16 protein-coding genes are annotated in these 17,341 nt (G+C 62.6%); 1 reads left to right on the top strand and 15 read right to left on the bottom strand.

Annotated features, from left to right (window positions below; all coding sequences use genetic code 11):
• Positions 1-138 precede the first annotated feature (138 nt).
• Positions 139-1,695, top strand: coding sequence for an amidase (locus BTO02_RS29195; RefSeq protein ID WP_083615430.1), 1,557 nt, complete (start codon positions 139-141; stop codon positions 1,693-1,695).
• 142 nt (positions 1,696-1,837) lie between these two features.
• Here the strand turns inward: BTO02_RS29195 and BTO02_RS29190 are convergent, their stop codons facing one another.
• The 15 genes from BTO02_RS29190 to BTO02_RS29120 form a co-directional block, all read right to left on the bottom strand.
• Entirely contained in the window at positions 1,838-3,430 is a 1,593-nt protein-coding gene (locus BTO02_RS29190) for an amidase (RefSeq protein WP_075160539.1), read from the bottom strand.
• Positions 3,431-3,504: 74 nt separating this feature from the next.
• Complete coding sequence (locus tag BTO02_RS29185) at positions 3,505-4,155, bottom strand: ANTAR domain-containing response regulator (RefSeq protein ID WP_075160538.1); 651 nt, start codon at positions 4,153-4,155, stop codon at positions 3,505-3,507.
• A gap of 1 nt (position 4,156) precedes the next feature.
• Positions 4,157-5,311 carry a transporter substrate-binding domain-containing protein gene (locus BTO02_RS29180; protein WP_075160537.1) on the bottom strand — a complete coding sequence of 385 codons (1,155 nt, stop codon included), beginning with the start codon at positions 5,309-5,311 and terminating at the stop codon, positions 4,157-4,159.
• A gap of 65 nt (positions 5,312-5,376) precedes the next feature.
• Complete coding sequence (locus BTO02_RS29175) at positions 5,377-6,363, bottom strand: acetamidase/formamidase family protein (protein WP_075160536.1); 987 nt, start codon at positions 6,361-6,363, stop codon at positions 5,377-5,379.
• A 13-nt stretch (positions 6,364-6,376) separates the two neighbouring features.
• On the bottom strand, positions 6,377-7,084 hold the full coding sequence (locus BTO02_RS29170; RefSeq protein WP_075160535.1) for an ABC transporter ATP-binding protein: 708 nt from the start codon (positions 7,082-7,084) through the stop codon (positions 6,377-6,379).
• On the bottom strand, positions 7,081-7,791 hold the full coding sequence (locus tag BTO02_RS29165) for an ABC transporter ATP-binding protein (protein ID WP_075160534.1): 711 nt from the start codon (positions 7,789-7,791) through the stop codon (positions 7,081-7,083). The genes BTO02_RS29170 and BTO02_RS29165 overlap by 4 nt, the downstream gene beginning before the upstream one ends.
• Positions 7,788-8,858, bottom strand: coding sequence for a branched-chain amino acid ABC transporter permease (locus BTO02_RS29160; RefSeq protein ID WP_083615429.1), 1,071 nt, complete (start codon positions 8,856-8,858; stop codon positions 7,788-7,790). Before BTO02_RS29160 ends, BTO02_RS29165 begins: the two co-directional genes overlap by 4 nt.
• 9 nt (positions 8,859-8,867) lie before the next feature.
• Positions 8,868-9,737, bottom strand: coding sequence for an ABC transporter permease subunit (locus BTO02_RS29155; protein ID WP_075160532.1), 870 nt, complete (start codon positions 9,735-9,737; stop codon positions 8,868-8,870).
• A gap of 60 nt (positions 9,738-9,797) precedes the next feature.
• Entirely contained in the window at positions 9,798-11,033 is a 1,236-nt protein-coding gene (locus BTO02_RS29150) for an urea ABC transporter substrate-binding protein (protein WP_075160531.1), read from the bottom strand.
• 90 nt (positions 11,034-11,123) lie between these two features.
• A complete protein-coding gene (locus tag BTO02_RS35700; RefSeq protein WP_075160530.1) occupies positions 11,124-11,429 on the bottom strand; it encodes an SDR family NAD(P)-dependent oxidoreductase in 306 nt (101 codons plus the stop codon).
• A gap of 135 nt (positions 11,430-11,564) precedes the next feature.
• Positions 11,565-13,064, bottom strand: coding sequence for a SulP family inorganic anion transporter (locus BTO02_RS29140; RefSeq protein ID WP_075160529.1), 1,500 nt, complete (start codon positions 13,062-13,064; stop codon positions 11,565-11,567).
• Between the two features lie 73 nt (positions 13,065-13,137).
• Positions 13,138-14,106, bottom strand: coding sequence for a formylglycine-generating enzyme family protein (locus tag BTO02_RS29135; protein WP_198039281.1), 969 nt, complete (start codon positions 14,104-14,106; stop codon positions 13,138-13,140).
• A gap of 16 nt (positions 14,107-14,122) precedes the next feature.
• Positions 14,123-15,490: an arylsulfatase gene (locus BTO02_RS29130; RefSeq protein WP_075160528.1), complete on the bottom strand. Its 1,368-nt coding sequence runs from the start codon at positions 15,488-15,490 to the stop codon at positions 14,123-14,125.
• Positions 15,491-15,587: 97 nt separating this feature from the next.
• On the bottom strand, positions 15,588-16,448 hold the full coding sequence (locus tag BTO02_RS29125; protein ID WP_075160527.1) for an ABC transporter ATP-binding protein: 861 nt from the start codon (positions 16,446-16,448) through the stop codon (positions 15,588-15,590).
• Complete coding sequence (locus BTO02_RS29120) at positions 16,445-17,341, bottom strand: ABC transporter permease (RefSeq protein ID WP_075160526.1); 897 nt, start codon at positions 17,339-17,341, stop codon at positions 16,445-16,447. Before BTO02_RS29120 ends, BTO02_RS29125 begins: the two co-directional genes overlap by 4 nt.

The raw sequence follows: 17,341 nt of genomic DNA, 5'->3' as shown, positions 1-17,341 counted from the left end.
AAGTCAAAGTCGATAAACCCCGACGTACGGTGTTGCAATCAGTGTCGTTCGCCGTCCGGCGTTCATGAAGCGTCGCGCCATTGCGCCGACACAGGACAGCCGTCTTCCACCAGATTTTCTATCGACCGCGGAGCATGTATGCGCCACTTTACGCCAGTAAGCATTCCCGACCACCTTCGCGGCCGATTGGCCGATATTGACGTGATGCGGCTTTCGATCGAAACGATTGGTGGTGCCCTCAGCGCAGGAACGTATACCGTTGTGGAGCTGACAGCAGCATGCGTTGCTCAGATCAATCTGCTGGAACCGTATCTCAATGCATTTATCTGGATCAACCGGAACGCTTTGAGCGACGCCGGGATAGCGGACGGCGAGATCGCGCGCGGGAAGCGTCGCGGTCCGCTGCACGGCGTTCCTGTCGTGATCAAGGACAACATGGACCTCGTCGGGACGAGAACCACGGCCGGCTACTCGGGTTTCGCGTCGAACAGTCGTGTCGTCGATCCCCAGCGTGGCACTTTCAACGGTGTTGACCTCTTTCCAGATCGGGATGCCCGTCTGGTCGAGAAGCTGAAGGAAGCGGGGGCGATCATTCTAGGCAAGAGCAATCTGCCCGATTTCGGTCTCGACGGGCTGCGAGCACAATCGAGTTTTAACGGCGACACGCTCAATGTCTACAATCCGGCCTTCGCGCCGGGGGCGTCGAGTACCGGCAGCGCGTCGGCAGTTGCCGCGGGTATGGGCGTCGTCGCAATAGGAACCGACACGGCTGGATCCATTCTCTTTCCGGCCTCGGCACAGAGCCTGGTTGGACTCAAACCGAGCTTTGGCCTCGTTCCGAAAGAGGGCATCTTCCCGGGACTTTTCAATCATGACGTGGCTGGGCCGATTACAAGATCTGTGGCCGACGCCGCAACCGTCCTCGACGTTATAGCCGATCGCAAACCGGATGCGCCGAAGTACGCAGAAGCCCTGCATCGCGGCGCACTTCGCGGAAAACGCATCGGACTGTTCGAACCCGGCATCTGGGCTTCGAAGCTGCATCCGCTTGTGAAGGAGCACTACGGCGCAATGGTTGAAATCGCCACTTCCCAGCTGGGCGCGCAAAGTGTCGAGACAGTTTTTGGGGATACAGAGTGGCAGGTGCGGTGGTCCCAGCGCAAGGCTTTTGCTCAATGCAACGCCTATCTCGAAGGCGTCGATGCTTACCTCGCCGGCCTCGGCGGCGACAATCCACCGAACCGGCAGGCATTCGAAGCGCGCGCAGGCTTTCCGCTCGGGGTAGGGACGACCGCTCCTTTACATGCGCTGCTTTCTGACCCGGCGATCAACTTTGAGAAGGACAGCCCGCAGGTCGGTGAAGTGATCGACATGCAGGCGTCACTCGCGGCGCTGTATGAGCGGATTCTGGATGAAAAGCAGATCGATGCGCTTTTCCTGCCGCGCTCGACGCAGCCATTGCCGGATCTCGACGGAAACACCGTGACGTATCTCGGGGATCAGATCGCCGGCACGGAGGTCAACGAACTCGGCCTTCCGGTTATCACCCTACCCGCCGGTTATCTTGCTGATGGCCGGCCGATTGCGATCGACATCGTCGGAGCGCGGCGCTTCAGTGAAGCAGAGATTCTCGCGATGGCATACGACTTCGAACAGCACACCCGCTTGCGCAATCCGCCGACCATCGCTTTCTGAGCTTCGTTAATCCCGTAAACATCGTCTTCGACCGATCGCGTCCTGCAAGGCATCCAAGTCCGGCTTGTCATCAGGCGGACAAACCCGGTTTGTGTACAACAAGCCGCGCAGGCGCGGCATTCAGGCGCCCGTACGGGTCGAATCAGGACGCCGCCCCTTCACGCGTATCGGCAAGCGCCGGCGCGTGCCGATGCGTGCCGCTCTGCTCATACGCGTACGCATAGCCGAGCAGCGCGGCCTCGTCCCATTGGCGCCCGACGAAGATCAGCCCGAACGGTGCGCCGGACGCGTAGTATCCCGCGGGCACCGCGATGCCGGGCAAGCCAGCGATATTGATCTCGCCGACGGTGGTTTCCTGAATCGTGTCGGTGCCGCGCAGCGATGGCAGCTCGCCGCGCATCTGCGGAAACACCAGGGCATCGAGCCGGTGCTCGCAGAACACCCGCTCGAAGATGCGCAGATAGCGCGCCTTCAGTTCGATGAACTCCGAGATATCGGGCGGCAACGACGGATTGGCCAACGCGGCGTTGAACTGCGGCAGATTCGGCATATAGCGCAGCACGCCATTCGGTCCGAACGGGTTCTCGTCCTCGGTCGCTTTCGCGAACTCGGCAAACGTTTTCAACGGCGAGGCCGGCCCGAGCCGCGCCAGATAGCATTCGAGATCGTACGGAATCGACTCGAGGCCGCGCGCGTCGAAGTTCACCAGCGGCGGAGTCGGTTTGCGCAGCGCCGCGAAACCGGAGCCTGCGAACGGATCGTCGATCAGCGTGACGCCGAGTGCCGTCAGTTCGCCTTTCACGCGCTCGTACAGTGCGCTCGCCTCGTCCGACAATGGCTGCGCACGCCAGCCCGGGCCATACAGGCCGATGCGCTTGCCTTGCAACGCCTCACGCCTGAGCCCTGCCGCGTAGCCGCCCTCGGGCTGCCGGCCGACGCCCGCGAGGGTCTTGGGATCTTCGCTGCTGTAGCCGGCCAGAACGTCGAGGCACAGCGCAGCATCCGTCACGTTGCGCGCGATCGGGCCCACCACGTCGCGGTTGCCCGACAACGGCACCACGCCCGCGTTCGGCACGAGCCCGATAGTCGGTTTGATGCCGACGAGATCCTGCGCTGAAGCCGGATTCTGGATCGAGCCGCCAGTCTCTTCTGCGAGGCCAAGCACCGCCATGCCCGCCGCCACCGCCGAGGCCGTGCCGGCGCTGCTGCCGCCCGGCATCCGCGTGGGCATCGCGACGTTGATGGTCGGTCCGGCCCAGCTGTCGTTCGCGTGCGTACCCGTATGGCTCAGCACCGGTACATTGGTCTTGCCCAGCATGATCGCGCCTGCCGCACGCATGCGCGCGACCACCGGCGCATCGCGCTGCGGCATCAAATCCACCCCGCCGGTCTTGCTATAAAGCTTCGACCAGCCCGCGGTGGTAGGAAAGCCAACCATGTCCATCGGATCCTTGATCACCACCGGCACGCCGGCGAGCGGCCCCAGCGCTTCGCCGCGCGTACGACGTTCGTCGATTTTGCGGGCGTCGTCGAGCGCCGCCGGATTCAGGAAGATCAGCGCGTTGTAGGTCGGGTTGTAGCGCTCGATCCGCTGGAAGCACGCACGCGCCAGCTGTTCCGCCGTGAACCGGCCGGCCCGGAAACCCTGTTGAACCGCTTCGACCGTCAGCCCATCGAAATCGATCCCCAGCCCGGCGGAATCGCCGCCGAGGTTGATCGCACCCGCTCGTTCCATTCGACACTCCTGTTGATTTAACCTGCGGCGCGCCGCGGCATGCGCACCTGAACTTCCGACCGGCGCGCCGGCCTTCAATCTTTGGCACAACCGTCCGCTGCCGGCGCGCCACGCTTGATCTGCAGCACCTCGCCGGCCTGAATCACCGAATGGCAGATATCGTCGATGGTCACGCGCTTTTCCATTGCCTGCGCGCGCAGCATCTCGTACGCCTCGCGTTCGCCGACGTGATGCATCGACATCAAAATTCCCTTGGCTTCGTGCAGATGACGGCTATCGAGCAGCTTCTGCTCGAGTCTCGCAATCCGTTGCGTGTGCTGACGCGCGCGCTTCGCGTGATGCAGCGCCATCACCACCGTAGACAGCAGTCCCGACGCGCGGATCGGCGTGGTGACGATGCCGTCCGAGCCCATCTTGATGGCCTGATCGATGAAGGTGGGATTCTCGAAGGCCACCACGCAGATCACGGGCGGCGCATCCGGCCCGAACCACTCGCCGCGCGGGGCGCGCTCCTCGGGCAACAATGCGTGAAACACCAGATCGATACGGTCCGGCAAGGTGTCGGACGGCGGCCAGCAGCGCTCCACCTGGAAGCCCATCCGCCGCAGATGGTTGGTCAGCGTGAGCCCGTCGTCGTCGTCCGGATGGAACACGACCACGCGCGGGTTGCGCTCCAGGATCGAACTCGTCAGGCTGCGTTGGCCTCTGTCCGCGCGCGCCCTCACGTCAGTAGTCCCGTGTGCTGAGCTTGGTGACCCAGTCGCCCAGCGTCTGACGGGTCATGTACGGATCGGGGCCGACCGCGAACTTCGCCGCGCGCAGGATGCTGAACTGGCCATCCGCATTGGCGCGGCCGATGCGTGGATAAAGCGCCATATGATGATTGACCGGATCGATGCGCACCCTGCCCTGCGGCGCCGCGAATTCCGAACCGAGCAGGTGCGGCATGACCGCGGCGATCTCGTCCGAACCCGCGCGGGCGCACGCCTGCGCGAACATATGCATCTGGTAGTACGCGGCCTCCCAGTTCATGTCGGTGGGCGTATCGGCGCCGAAGCGCGCCTGGTGATGCCGCACCGCGCGATGGTTCTCGGCTGTATCGATACTCTGGAAATACGGCGCCGCCGTATAGTGCCCGGCCGCGATACCGCGCGCCATTGCATGAATCTCGGTTTCGGAGGTATTGAGGCTGCCGATCGGCATCTTCGCCGGGTCGAGATCCGCATGGGCGTACGCATCGTACAGAAACGGCACCGTGGCGCCGATCACCGTACAGAAGATCCAGTCCGGCGCCTTGCGCTTGATGTCGGCCACCACCTGCGTGAACTGCTCGCGCGTGGCATCGAGCGGCAGATAGCGTTCGCCGAGGATGGCGCCTTCCGGGTGCTGCAGCAGCAGCTCCTGCATGGTGCGATTGCACTCGTACGGATACACGTAGCGCGAGCCGACGAAGTAGACGCGCGCGCCGAAGGTTTCCGTCATGAAGTCCGCCAGCTGCACGCCGTTCTGGTTCGGCGATGCACCGCTGTAAATGATGTTGTCCGAATACTCGAAGCCTTCGTATTGCTGCGAGTAGATCAGCAGCCGGTTGTGCTTCTCGACCACCGGCAGCATCGCCTTGCGGCTGGTGGACGTATAGCCGCCGAAAATCACGTTGACGCCGTCCCGGACGATCAGCCGCTCGGCCAGCTCGCGAAACATCAGCGGATCCGAGCACGGATCGTAGTGAACTGCCACCAGCTCGCGCCCGCCGATGCCGCCTTGCGCATTGACCTCCTCGATGGCGAGGCTGGCGCCGCGCCACTGCGACTGTTCGAGCCAGGCGGTCGAGCCGCTGGTCGAACACAACAGGCCTACGCGTACAGGATCGGACAAAGCCATGTGATGAATTGCTCTCGAATGCGCGCGCAGTACAAGTGCGCGAGTGGATCGTGCTGCCGGTTCGGTTACTTCAGATAATGCTTGGCGACCATCGCGCCCACGGTATATTTTGGATCGACAAAATTGCCCAGCCGCACCTTGCCCACCTGGCTGAGCATCATGTACGCGTCCCACTTGTCGAAGCCGTAGTCCGCGGCCATCCACAGCACCAGCTCGCGGTACGCGATGCGGGTGGCGTCTTCCAGCGGACGCGCGCTGCCGATGCTCATCAGCGCGTCCTCGTTTTCGAGCCGCGGCCAGTCGATCTTCCACTGCTTGATCAGATCGACACGCACGGTGGTCGTGCTCTGATACTCGACGGCGGTTCCGCACACTTCGCCGTCGCCCTGGCACGCATGGGCGTCGCCGATGAACAGCCGGCCGCCCGGCGAACGCACCGGCAGATACGTAATGCTGCCCGGCCCCATGTCGGGCACGTCCATGTTGCCGCCATGCGAGTCCGGCGTCAGCGAGTTGATCGAATCGATTTCGGGCGACAGGCTCAACGTGCCGATATGCGGCTTGTACGGCAGCGTATTGCGTTTGCTCCAGTACACGTTCTCTTCGTCGATCTTGATCTTTCGGACGATTTCCGGCAAGGGCTCGTTGAGCAGCGCCGTGTAGTCGGTGCCGGTCAGGGCGCCGAAGTTCGGGATCATGCAGCAGAAGCCGTGCGGATCGTTGCCGCGCGGCGCCATTTTTTCGATGTACACGGCGACCACGTCGCCCTTCTCGGCGCCTTCGATCATGATCGGCCCGTTCTGCGGATTCAGAAACGGCACCTGCAGCACCTGCGAAGGCTTGTCGGTCTCCTCCCTGATCTTGCCCTCGAACGCATCGCGCGTCTCGACCACCACGCGGTCGCCCGGTTTGACGTGCAGCACCGGCTGCGAGTACGGCCCGATCGTGTAGTGGAAAGTCTTCTGCAGCGCCTCGGTCAGATGATGCTCGACCGGCTCGCGATCGGCGCCGACACCGCGCTTCATCATGATCGATTGTTCAAGCCATTTCATGTTTCGCTCTCCATCACAGTGCCAGATATTGGCGAATCAGTTCTTCATCCCCTAACTGCTCGCGGTTCAAGGTATCGACAATACGGCCCTTGTCCATCACGCAGCAGCGCGTGGCGATGCGCTCGACCATGCCCATGTCCTGCTCCACCAGCACCACGCCGATGCCGGTTTCAGTGGCGATCTGCAGCAGCGTCTCGCCGATCAGATCGACAATCGACGGCTGAATGCCTTCCGAAGGCTCGTCGAGCAGCAGCACCTTGGGCGCGCTGATCAGCGCGCGGGCAATCGCGAGCTGCTGCTGTTCGCCGCCGCTCATCGTGCCGGCCTTCTGCGCATAGCGCTGCTTCAGGATTGGAAAGTAGCTCACCACCTTGTCGCGCATCTGCGCAGCCTGTACGCGATTGGCCTGCGCGCCGACCTGCAGGTTCTCGGCCACCGTCAGCGCGCCGAAAATTTCGCGGCCCTGCGGCACATAGCCGATACCTTTTTGCGCGCGCACATAGGGCTTTTCCGCACCGATCGCTTCGCCCGCCAGCTCGATACGGCCGGCGTCCAGCTTGACGAGGCCGATCAGCGCGCGCATCAGCGTGGTCTTGCCCACTCCATTGCGGCCGATCAGCGCCAGCACCTCGCCCCTTTCAATGCTGAACGACACGCCGTTGAGCACGCGGCCGCCGCCATAGCCGGCCTCGAGATTCGACACTTCGAGCAGCGCGCTCATTTCTTTTTCCCCAGATACACTTCGGCCACGTCGTCGCGCGCGAGGATGTCGTCGAGCGGCCCGTCGGCCAGCAACTGGCCGCCGTGCAGCACGGTCACACGCGTGGCGATCTGCTTGACGAAGGTCATGTCGTGCTCGACCACCATCATGGTCAAGCCGGCCGCCGACAAACGCTTGATCAGCTCGCCCGTGGCGTGCGTTTCCTCGACGGACATGCCGGCCACCGGCTCGTCGAGAAACAGCAGTTTGGGCCGCAACGACACCGCCATGGCGATTTCGAGCCATTGCTTCTTGCCGTGCGACAGGTTGCGCGCGAGCACCTGCTCTTCATCGTGCAGCATGAAGCGCTGCAGCAGGTCGTCGAGGCTTTCGGGCCGGTCGTCTTTGGCACGATGCAGCGACAGTTGCAGATGCTGGCGCACGCTCAGATCCGCAAACACGCCGGGAATCTGAAACTTGATGCTCATGCCCATGCGGATGCGCTGGTGCGGCAACACATGGCTCATGTCCTGGCCGAGAAACAGCACGCTGCCTTCGGAAGGCCGGTGCTCGCCGGTGATCAGCTTGAAGAAGGTGCTCTTGCCGGCGCCGTTCGGTCCGATCACGCAGCGGATCTCGCCGGCGTCGATCTTGAAGTCGATGCCGTTGATCACATGCGCGCCGCCGAAATGTTTCTTCAGTCCACGGGTTTCCAGCAGCGTAGTCATGACTGGCCCTCCTCGCGCTTCAGGCAGGCGCCCACGCTGCGCCGCGCCCGGCCCGGCCCGCTGGCGACGCGCCGCAGTTGCCGCGTGACGAACGGCAGCAGGCCCTCCGGCGCGGCCAGCACGACCACCAGCAGAATCGCGCCGAGCAGGATCAACGCGTACTGGCTGCCGTACACCGCGAGGGTCTGCGACAGCCAGACCAGCAGCGCGGTACCCACGATGGTGCCGCCGATGCTCTTCTTGCCCGAGGTCGCCACCCAGATCACCGGCATCGCGGCCGCGGTGAGGCCCATCGTCGACGGCGTGATGTACGAACCCCAGATCGTGTACAGCGCGCCCGACAGGCCGCCCAGCGTGCAGCCGAGCACGAACACCAGCCACTGGTGGAGGCGCACGTCGACGCCGAGCATTTCCGCGCGCTGCGGATTCTCGCGAATCGCAATGAGCGTGAGGCCGAAGGTACCGTCGAGCAGCCGGCGCATCGCCACATAGACCACCAGCAGCAGGATCAGCACGAGGTAATAGAAGCTGGCGTTTTCGAGCGTCAGCGGTCCGCCCCGCCATGGAATCGTCAATTGCGGCATGCCGCCCATGCCGTTATAGCCGTTCAGCCGCGCTTCGCCGATCACCCATTGCGGCCCTGCGGTCTGCGCCATGAAGGTTTCGAGCACCAAGGTTACCGATAACGTCACGATGCCGATGAACACGCCCTTGATGCGGCCGAAGAAAATCATGTAACCGATCAGCGCCGCGGCCACTACGCTCACCACCAGCCCGGCGCCGAGCCCGAGCCACGATTCGAACCAGGTATCGCCGTAGTTGAGCGTGAAGATGCCGTAGCTGTAGCCCGACAGGCCGAAAAACGCCGTCTGCCCGAACGACAGGATGCCACCGTATCCCCACATCGCCGCGAGGCCGACCGCACCGAATGCCCACAGCAGGCAGTAGGCCAGATTGCCGCTCGTCGTCGCATCGACGACGAGCGGCACGCAGAACGCCACGAGCCACGGCAGGTAACGCAGCACGCGGCTCGCGCGGCCGCCTGAAGGCAGGTTGCCTGATTTCACGTCGATCTCCTAGCGCGTACGCGTGAAGAGGTTGCCAAGCCCTTGCGGCATCAGCCTGATCACGACGATCACCGTTACCAGCAGGCCGATCTGCCCAAACAGCTGACCGTACGAGGCCGTCAACGCGGTCTGGATGATTGCGAGCACGCCGGCAGCCGGCGTGGTGCCGGCGAGCACGTTGGCGCCGCCCACTACCACCGAGACGAAGGCCTGCACGATAAAATTGCTGCCCATCGTCGGCACCGCCGTCATGGTCGGTGCATAGAGCGCGCCGGTGAGTCCGGCGAGCCCCGCGCCGAGCGCGAAGGTCAGCGTGTACAGCCGGTCGGTGCGCAAGCCGAGACATTGCGCGATCTTCGCGTTCTGGATCGTCGCACGTGCGCACACGCCATAGTTGGTCTTGAAGAACAGCAGGTAAAGCGCGAACAGGATCGCCAGCGCAATGCCCGGCAACACCGCGCGGTAAGTCGAGAACGAATAGTCGCCGAGCGAGAAGGAATTGAACGGCGTGCCGATGCCTTCGAGCGACGGGCCCGCGACCAGCAGCATGGTCTGCTGCACGATCAGGCTGATTGCCCAGGTTGCCACCACCGAATCGAACAGCCGGTCGTACAGGTGGCGAATCACCAGCCGCTCGATCGCCACGCCCGCCAGCGCCGCGGCGAGCGCACCGAGCAGCATCGCGAGCGGCAGCGGCACGCCGCGCTTGGCGGCGATGATAGTGACGTACGCGCCGCACATGATGAACTCGCCATGCGCGAGATTGATGACGCCCATCATCCCGAAGATCACCGCGAGGCCCAGCGCCGCGAGCACCAGATAGGCGAAGCTGTCGCCGAACTGATAAATGATCGAGTAGACAACCGACAGCGTGGCCATGCTTGCTCCACTTTCAGAAAACCGGCGCGCCGCCTGCTGCGCGCGGCGCGCCGGTCTGGATCAGGACTTCTTGGGCAGATTCGACGGCGTGTACTGGCGATGGTCGGGCTTGTTCGGCAGGTCGCAGCCCACCTTGCCGAGCCAGTACGGCTGCACGTCGTCCCACACCTTCGGAATCTCGACCGAGTGATCTTCCTTCACGTGCACGAGGAAAATCGTGTGGCTGGCGTGATGGCTCTTCGGATCGATACACACCTTGCCCTGTTCGCCTTCGGTGCAGATGCCGCCGCTTTCCAGCGCCTTGCGCACCGCGTCCTGATTGGTCGATTTCGCTTTTTCAACCGCGGCCTTATACAGATAGATCGCGTCGTACGCGTTCGCCGCTTCCTGATTGATGTACGGCTCGTTCGGGAACTTCGCGTGGAAGCGCTTCTTGAAGTCGTTGCTGGCCGGCGTATCGACTTCTTCGACGTAGTTCGCCGTCACGTACATATCCTTCAGTGCTGGCGGTTTGAAGCGCTTGTGCTCATAGGCCTGGCCGACGTTCACCGAACTCGCCATCGGCAGATTCAGGTGCGCCGAAGCTTGCTGTTCGTAATACGACGCCTGGTTCGCACCCACCAGCAGCGTCACCACGAAATCGGGCTTGGCCTTCTGGATGTTCTGGATCGTCTGGCCGAACTGCGATACGGACAACGGAATAAATTCCTCGCCGACCATCGTGCCGCCGTTCTCCTTGACGATATTGCGCACCCATTCCGCCGAGATCTGCCCGAAGTTGTAGTCCGCGGCGATCGTGTAGACCTTCTTTCCGTACTTCTGCATCATCCACGGAATCAGCGTCGAGAACTGCTGCTCCGGCACCGCGCCCGTCACGAACGTGTTGCTGTCGCACACACCGCCCTCGTACTGGTTGTCGTACCAGTAGAGCTGATGCGCGCGGTCCATGATCGGGCGAATCGCTTCGCGCGACGCGCTGGAGAATGCGCCGAAAATCACGTCGGGCTTGTCGGTCTGCACGAGACGCCGGGCCAGTTCCTGGAACTTGGTGTTGTCCGACTGCGTGTCGTACGCGATCAGCTTGATCGGCCGCCCGAGAATGCCGCCCTTGGCATTGATTTCGTCGACGGCCAGTTCCGTCGCGTGAATCTTCGGAATGGTTGCCAGTGCGAAATTACCGGAAGCATCCTCCAGCAAGCCGATTTTGACGGGATCAGCGGCGCTTGCCGCCAGCGTAGTGATGGCGAGTCCTGCGGTAACGGCCATACGTATCCAGGCCGACGGCTTCAGCAACATGCGGTATCTCCAGAAGGTGGCGCAAGGTCCAGGGGGAAAATACGGACAAAAAAAAGCCCCCTGACGAACCGCTGGTTCGTCAGGGGGCTTCTATGCCGGTTCCGGGGCGGACAACGTTGTCAGGCCTCGGGCGATGACGCAGTCTAAAGCGCCGTATTTTTGCTTGTCAACGGTGATCAAAAATCCAGCGCGGCATGCAACGACGTTAAGGCCGATCGCTTCAACCGCTTTATTCAGCTCTGCCTTCCAACGTCCGACGATGAAAACGTAGGGGCCTTCCTCGACGAACCGCTTTGCTGTCGCAAAACCAATCCCGTTGCTACCCGCGATGACAGCGACCTCGCCTTTTAACCGGGGAAACCGGTCTGGTCGATGGGATGGCGTATAAGGATCCACGGTTCGTTCGCATGGATTTCAGCGCCCTGATGCGCCGCTCTCCTTGGGCGGCGAGCAGATGATCGTGGTCGACGCGGCCCCGCAGAAGTGGCCCGGCGCATTCCAATCCGTCGGCTCGAGAGCCGAAGTCCCGGATCAGCCGACATTGAGATTTCCGCTCAGGCGCGCATGGAATGCGGAGCTGCGTTCGTCAAACCCCACAAATTGCACGTCGATGTCGTGCTGACGATACTTCTGTTCGATCGAATCGAGAGCGGCGACCGTGGAGGCGTCCCATATCTGGGACTTCGAAAAATCGATGATGACCTTGCGAGGATCGTTCGCGTACTCGAAGCGATCCACCAGATCGTTGCTGCTCCCGAAGAAGAGCGGCCCGTGCACTTCATAGCGCACGCTTGCGTCGGGGGATATCGTGCGCGTGGCCTCGACCACATGCGCCACGCGCCGCGCGAACAGCACCGTCGCGAGAAGCACCCCGCCGACCACGCCGAGCGCCAGATTGCCGGTATGGACGGTTAGCGCGACCGATACGAGCATGACTGACGTTTCCATCAATGGCATGCGCCTGAGCGTCGCGGGGCGCAGACTGTGCCAGTCGACGGTCTTTGCGGCAACGACCATCATCACCGCCGCGAGAGCGACCATCGGAATACGCGCCATCACGGAACTCAGGCACGTCATCAGCAGCAGTAGCGTGAACGCGGCCGCCAGCGTGGATACGCGCGTGCGTGCTCCGCCGATGCCGACGTTCACCACTGTCTGCCCGATCATCGCGCAACCGCCAATCCCGCCGAATGCGCCTGCGCACAGATTGGCCACGCCGAGCGCCCACGATTCCCGCGTCTTGTTCGAGCGCGACTCGGTCATCTGGTCGACGAGCTTCGCGGTCAGCAGCGTTTCCAGCAGCCCCACGAACGCGATGCTGATGGCCGTCTGCCAGACAATCCTCAAGGTCGCCAGATCGAAAGGCACGCTCCACGGCGTCAAGCCCGGCGATTGCGCCGGCACCGGATGATCGCCGCCAACGGTCGGCACCGCCCAGTGCAATACGATCGCGAGCCCCGTCGCGACGACGATCGCGATCAGCGGCGCCGGCACCGCGCGAGTCACGCGCGGCCCGAGCAGGACGATCGCGATCGTGATAGCGAATAGCACGTAAACCGCGGCGGGCTTGTCGATAAGATGCGGCAACTGCGCGCTGAAAATGAGAATGCCGAGCGCGTTGACGAAGCCGAGCATGACCGAGCGTGGAATGAAGCGCACGATGCGCGCGAGACCGAGTGCGCCGAACGCCACCTGGATGAGGCCGCCGAGCAGCACCGCGGGAAAAATGTAGCCCGTGCCGTGCGCTTGCACCATGGGCCCGATAACGAGCGCGACGGAGCCGGCCGCGGCTGTCACCATCGCGGGACGCCCGCCGAGCAGCGACGTGACGATCAGCAGCACAACGGATGCGAACAGCGCCGCATGCGGTTCAACCCCCGAAATGAAAGCGAAAGAGATGACTTCGGGAATCAGCGCGAGGCTGGTCACCACGCCCGCAAGCACTTCGCGTAGCAGTTCTGCGCGTGATGCGGGCAAGGTGATGCGCGACGACGCGCGCAGTGCTTCTATCCTGCTCACAGGATGTGTCATGACAGTACTCTGTTGGTTTGCAACGTAACACGCGCCGCACTTCGACGACGCGTGCGCCGAGCGTGCGCAGCGATCACACGCGTACAACGCATCGAAAGCCGATATGGCTCGTCGACGTATCGAGCGTCTGGCCCTGGCGTGCGGCAGGCCGATAACGCAGGCAATAACTCGGCGCACACAAATGCGAGCCGCCCTTGACGACATGGCGTACGCCGGGCTCGCCAGGCCCCGACGACGGCACGCAGCATGATTTCGTTTCCTCGACGCCCGGCGCGCTGCCGTAACGCGTGCTAGTCCATTCCCACACGTTGCCCGCGACGTCGTAAAGACCGTAGCCGTTGGCCGGAAACGCCTTTACCGGCGAGGTGCGCTCATAGCCGTCGAGCGCCGTGTTTTGCCACGGAAACTCGCCTTGCCATGTGTTCGCCATTTGCCGTCCCTCAGGAGCGGGGTCGTCGCCCCACGGATACGCGGCGCCATCGAGGCCACCGCGCGCCGCGTATTCCCACTCGATTTCATTGGGCAGCGACTTGCCGGCCCACGCTGCATACGCGCTCGCATCCGCATACGCCACATGCACCACCGGATGATCCGCGAGACCTTCGAGATCGCTCTGCGGCCCTTGCGGATGACGCCAGTTCGCGCCTGGCACGTACGCCCACCAGTTCCGGTAGTCGCGCAGACCGACCCGCGATGACGGCTGCATGAAGACCAGCGAACCCGGACAAAGCAACGCGGGATCGGCATCGGGATACAACGCCGGATCGGGTTGCCGCTCGGATACGGTGAGATAGCCGGTGGCATCGACGAACGCCTTGAACTGCGCGTTCGTCACAGGATGCGCGTCGATCCGGAAATCGGGCGCCGTGGCGCGCCGCGACGGACGTTCCTCGCGATAGAAAACATCGGACCCCATCGTGAAGTCCCCGCCGGTAATCAACACCATGCCTTCGATATGACCGGCGTCGATCGATGGCGCGTGCGCCGCCGCCTTCGCCTGAGCGCAGCAGCATACACGTTTTGCGGGTTTCGTGTCCCTCATCGGCGCACTCATGGCATCAGGAGTTGAAGACCGACTTCGGCACGAATTCCAGTGCGGAGCCCGGCGGAATCAGCTCTTCCTGCTTCACGCTCTCGTCGAAATCGCGCACGACGCGATGCGCGTGCTGCATGACCCACCACCGCACGTAACGTTGATTCACGGCCTCGCGTTCCTTCGGGTCTTCCTGCAAATGCGTAATGCGCGCGAAGCCGAGCGGCAGTTCAGGATCGTGGAAATGCTGCTGACGCTTGAAGTTGATCTTGAAGTCCTTCCACTTGACCGCATGCAATTCGTCCTTGAGCCACACCATGCACGAATCCCGGTTCGAGTGGGTCTGCTCGCCGAGGAAGAACTGCGTCTGGTCCTTGCCGTCGATAAGCCGGTCTTTCGGCGGCTCTTCGCCGGCGAAGTTCAGCAGCGTGGTGAACATGTCGGTGACATGCACCATCTCGTTACTCTCGACACCCGCCGGGATGCGACCGGGCCAGCGTGCCAGCAACGGCGTGCGGATGCCGCCTTCCGCGGAGCTGAAGTACGAGCCATCGAAGAAGCCGCCCGTGCCGCGGCCCGCGAGGTGATCTTCCGCGCCGTTGTCGCCGCACAGAATGACGATGGTGTCGTTGGCGACGCCGAGGCGGTCCAGTTCGTCGAGCAGCACGCCGAAGTCGTGATCGAGCATGAGGAGACAATCGCCCCAGTCTCCGTTGGTGCTCTTGCCGACGAACTCGTCGCGCGGCGACATCGGAAAGTGCATCAGCGAATGATTGAAGTAGAGGAAGAACGGCTCGTCGTTCTTCACGCAACGCTGCATGAAGTCGATGCCGCGCTTCTGATACTCGAGATCGCAGGTCTTCTTGGTTTCCATCGTGAGCTGCTCGTCGAGCAGCGGCTTCGTGCCTATGTCCTTGAAGCCCTCGTGCATGTGCGAGTAACCGTCGCGCTCGGGAACATAGTGAGGGTCTTCGAGCCACATGCATTCATCGTAGGTGCGCAGCGGGCCGTACCATTCGTCGAAGCCGTGATCGGTGGGAAAGCGGCCATCCTCCGCCCCGATATGCCATTTGCCGAGGCACGACGACTTGTAGCCGCCTTTGGCCAGCAGCTCGGCGATCGTGATTTCCCACGTCACGAGGCCGCCGCCGTTGCCGCCTAACGCTATCGTGTGGTTGCCGGAGCGGATCGGGTAACGGCCCGTCATCAAGGCGGAGCGCGTCGGCGTGCATTGTGGTTCGACCACGTAGTGCGTGAGCTTCATGCCTTCCTTGCAGAAACTGTCGATGCGCTTCGTATCTGCACCGCGCAGCTTGCCGCCGCCGTAGCAGCCGAGCTCACCCATGCCAAGATTGTCGACATGGAAGAACAGGATGTTCGGTTTTTTGCTCATTTAATACTCCATTGGATCGAGAGCGTTAATCCCCGCCCTCCTTTAGGGATGCTAACTTGAAGTGCCATGTGCTCTTCCGTTTTTCATTTCAACGGGCTCAGAGCATCTCTTCTACGCCGTTCGGGCCCATGTCGATGCTGAATCCCTCGATACCGCCGCTTTGCAGTTCCGATCCCATCGCCGCCAGCGACTCCTCCCGAATCAGGTTCTTCAGGCGATGAACGAGTTCGGTGAACTCCATCGTGTCAAACATCGCAGCGGTACGCGGGCGCGGCAGAGGCACACGAATTTCCGCCTTGATGCGGCCGGGACGCGCCGTCATGACGTAGATGCGGTCGGACAGAAAGACCGCCTCTTCGATATCGTGGGTGATGAACAGCACCGACAGACGGAAGCGCTGCCACATGTTCGTCAGAATCTCCTGCATCACGGAGCGCGTTTGCGTGTCGAGTGCACCGAACGGCTCGTCCATTAACAGCACCTGCGGATTCGCTGCGAGCGCCCGGACGATGCCTATGCGTTGTTTCATGCCTCCCGAAAGCTGGTCGGGATAATGGTTTTCGAAAGCCAGCAGGCCCGCAAGCCCGAGCAGCGTGCGCGCGGTGCCTTCGCGCTTGTCGCGCGAGACGCCTGCCATCTTGAGGCCGAACTCCACGTTCTCTCTCACGCGCAGCCACGGGAATAGCGAATACTGCTGGAACACGACGCCGCGCTCCGCACCGGGCTTTCTGATCGGCACGCCATCCAGCGTGGCCATGCCGCGTGTCGGGTGCGTAAAGCCCGCGACGATGCTCAATAGCGATGACTTGCCACAACCGGAAGGACCGACCAGCGAGACGAATTCGTGCGGCTCGACGGAAATCGACACATCCTTGAGCGCTTCGGTCTGCTCGTCGCCCGAGCCGAATACGACGCCGATATTGCGGCAGTCGAGGCGTCCTTTATTGGTGTTCGTCATTTGCGCGCTCCGTTGACATAAGCGAGCCACGGCATCGACAACTGGCCAACCAGTCGAATGGCGCCGCTGCACAGCAGGCCGAGTGCGCCGATGGTAATCATGCCGAGCACGATCGCGGGATAGTTGACGAGCGAATACGCTTCCCAGGTGTAATAGCCGACGCCGTACTGCCCGGAGATCATTTCGGCTGCGATCAGCGACACCCACGCGACCCCCATGCCCACCGCGAGCCCGGTAAATATGTTCGGTAACACGCCCGGCAGGATCACATGCCAGAAAAGCTGGACCTCGCTTGCGCCAAGACATCGGCCCGCGCGCATCAACACGCCGTCGAGCGACTCGACGCCATCGACCGTATTGAGCAGGATCGGATAAAACGCCCCGATGAACGTGATGAATACGATGGAAGACTCGGTGGTCGGCCATAGCATGATCGACATCGGGACCCACGCTATCGCCGGAATGGGGCGCAGCACTTCGATCGCCGGCATCAGCAACTGGTTGACGATGCGATAGCGGCCGATCATCAGGCCCACGCCCACGCCCGCAACGACCGCGATGGCGAAGCCTATAAAGATGCGACGCAAGCTGTTGCCGATGTTCTTTCCGAACGTGTTGGATCCGATGACATGCACGGCTTCACGAAAGACATCGTACGGTGTGGGCACGTTCTGAAAACGGATATAGAACTGCACGTGATAACGCGTGCCGAGATACCACAGCATGATCACCACGCCGATCGAAAGAGCAGCAAACGCTGTCTTGACGCCGAGTGCCTGCGCACTGTCCAGCGTGGGTGCCTTGAAGCGGCGGCTCCTGCGAGCTCTGTTTCCAGACGCTGCGGGCAGTCCCGGTACGCGATTCTTGAGTTCAAGATCGAGCGAGCGTTCCAT

This window comes from Paraburkholderia sp. SOS3 (assembly GCF_001922345.1).
Classification (GTDB): domain Bacteria; phylum Pseudomonadota; class Gammaproteobacteria; order Burkholderiales; family Burkholderiaceae; genus Paraburkholderia.
This window is presented reverse-complemented; position numbering and strand designations above follow the sequence as displayed.

Coding starts and splice junctions, on each gene's coding strand:
- BTO02_RS29195 (WP_083615430.1), top strand. CDS start 139: ATGCGCCACTTTACGCCAGTAAGCATTCCCGACCACCTTCGCGGCCGA.
- BTO02_RS29190 (WP_075160539.1), bottom strand. CDS start 3,430: ATGGAACGAGCGGGTGCGATCAACCTCGGCGGCGATTCCGCCGGGCTG.
- BTO02_RS29180 (WP_075160537.1), bottom strand. CDS start 5,311: ATGGCTTTGTCCGATCCTGTACGCGTAGGCCTGTTGTGTTCGACCAGC.
- BTO02_RS29175 (WP_075160536.1), bottom strand. CDS start 6,363: ATGAAATGGCTTGAACAATCGATCATGATGAAGCGCGGTGTCGGCGCC.
- BTO02_RS29170 (WP_075160535.1), bottom strand. CDS start 7,084: ATGAGCGCGCTGCTCGAAGTGTCGAATCTCGAGGCCGGCTATGGCGGC.
- BTO02_RS29165 (WP_075160534.1), bottom strand. CDS start 7,791: ATGACTACGCTGCTGGAAACCCGTGGACTGAAGAAACATTTCGGCGGC.
- BTO02_RS29155 (WP_075160532.1), bottom strand. CDS start 9,737: ATGGCCACGCTGTCGGTTGTCTACTCGATCATTTATCAGTTCGGCGAC.
- BTO02_RS29150 (WP_075160531.1), bottom strand. CDS start 11,033: ATGTTGCTGAAGCCGTCGGCCTGGATACGTATGGCCGTTACCGCAGGA.
- BTO02_RS29140 (WP_075160529.1), bottom strand. CDS start 13,064: ATGACACATCCTGTGAGCAGGATAGAAGCACTGCGCGCGTCGTCGCGC.
- BTO02_RS29135 (WP_198039281.1), bottom strand. CDS start 14,106: ATGAGGGACACGAAACCCGCAAAACGTGTATGCTGCTGCGCTCAGGCG.
- BTO02_RS29130 (WP_075160528.1), bottom strand. CDS start 15,490: ATGAGCAAAAAACCGAACATCCTGTTCTTCCATGTCGACAATCTTGGC.
- BTO02_RS29125 (WP_075160527.1), bottom strand. CDS start 16,448: ATGACGAACACCAATAAAGGACGCCTCGACTGCCGCAATATCGGCGTC.
- BTO02_RS29120 (WP_075160526.1), bottom strand. CDS start 17,341: ATGGAACGCTCGCTCGATCTTGAACTCAAGAATCGCGTACCGGGACTG.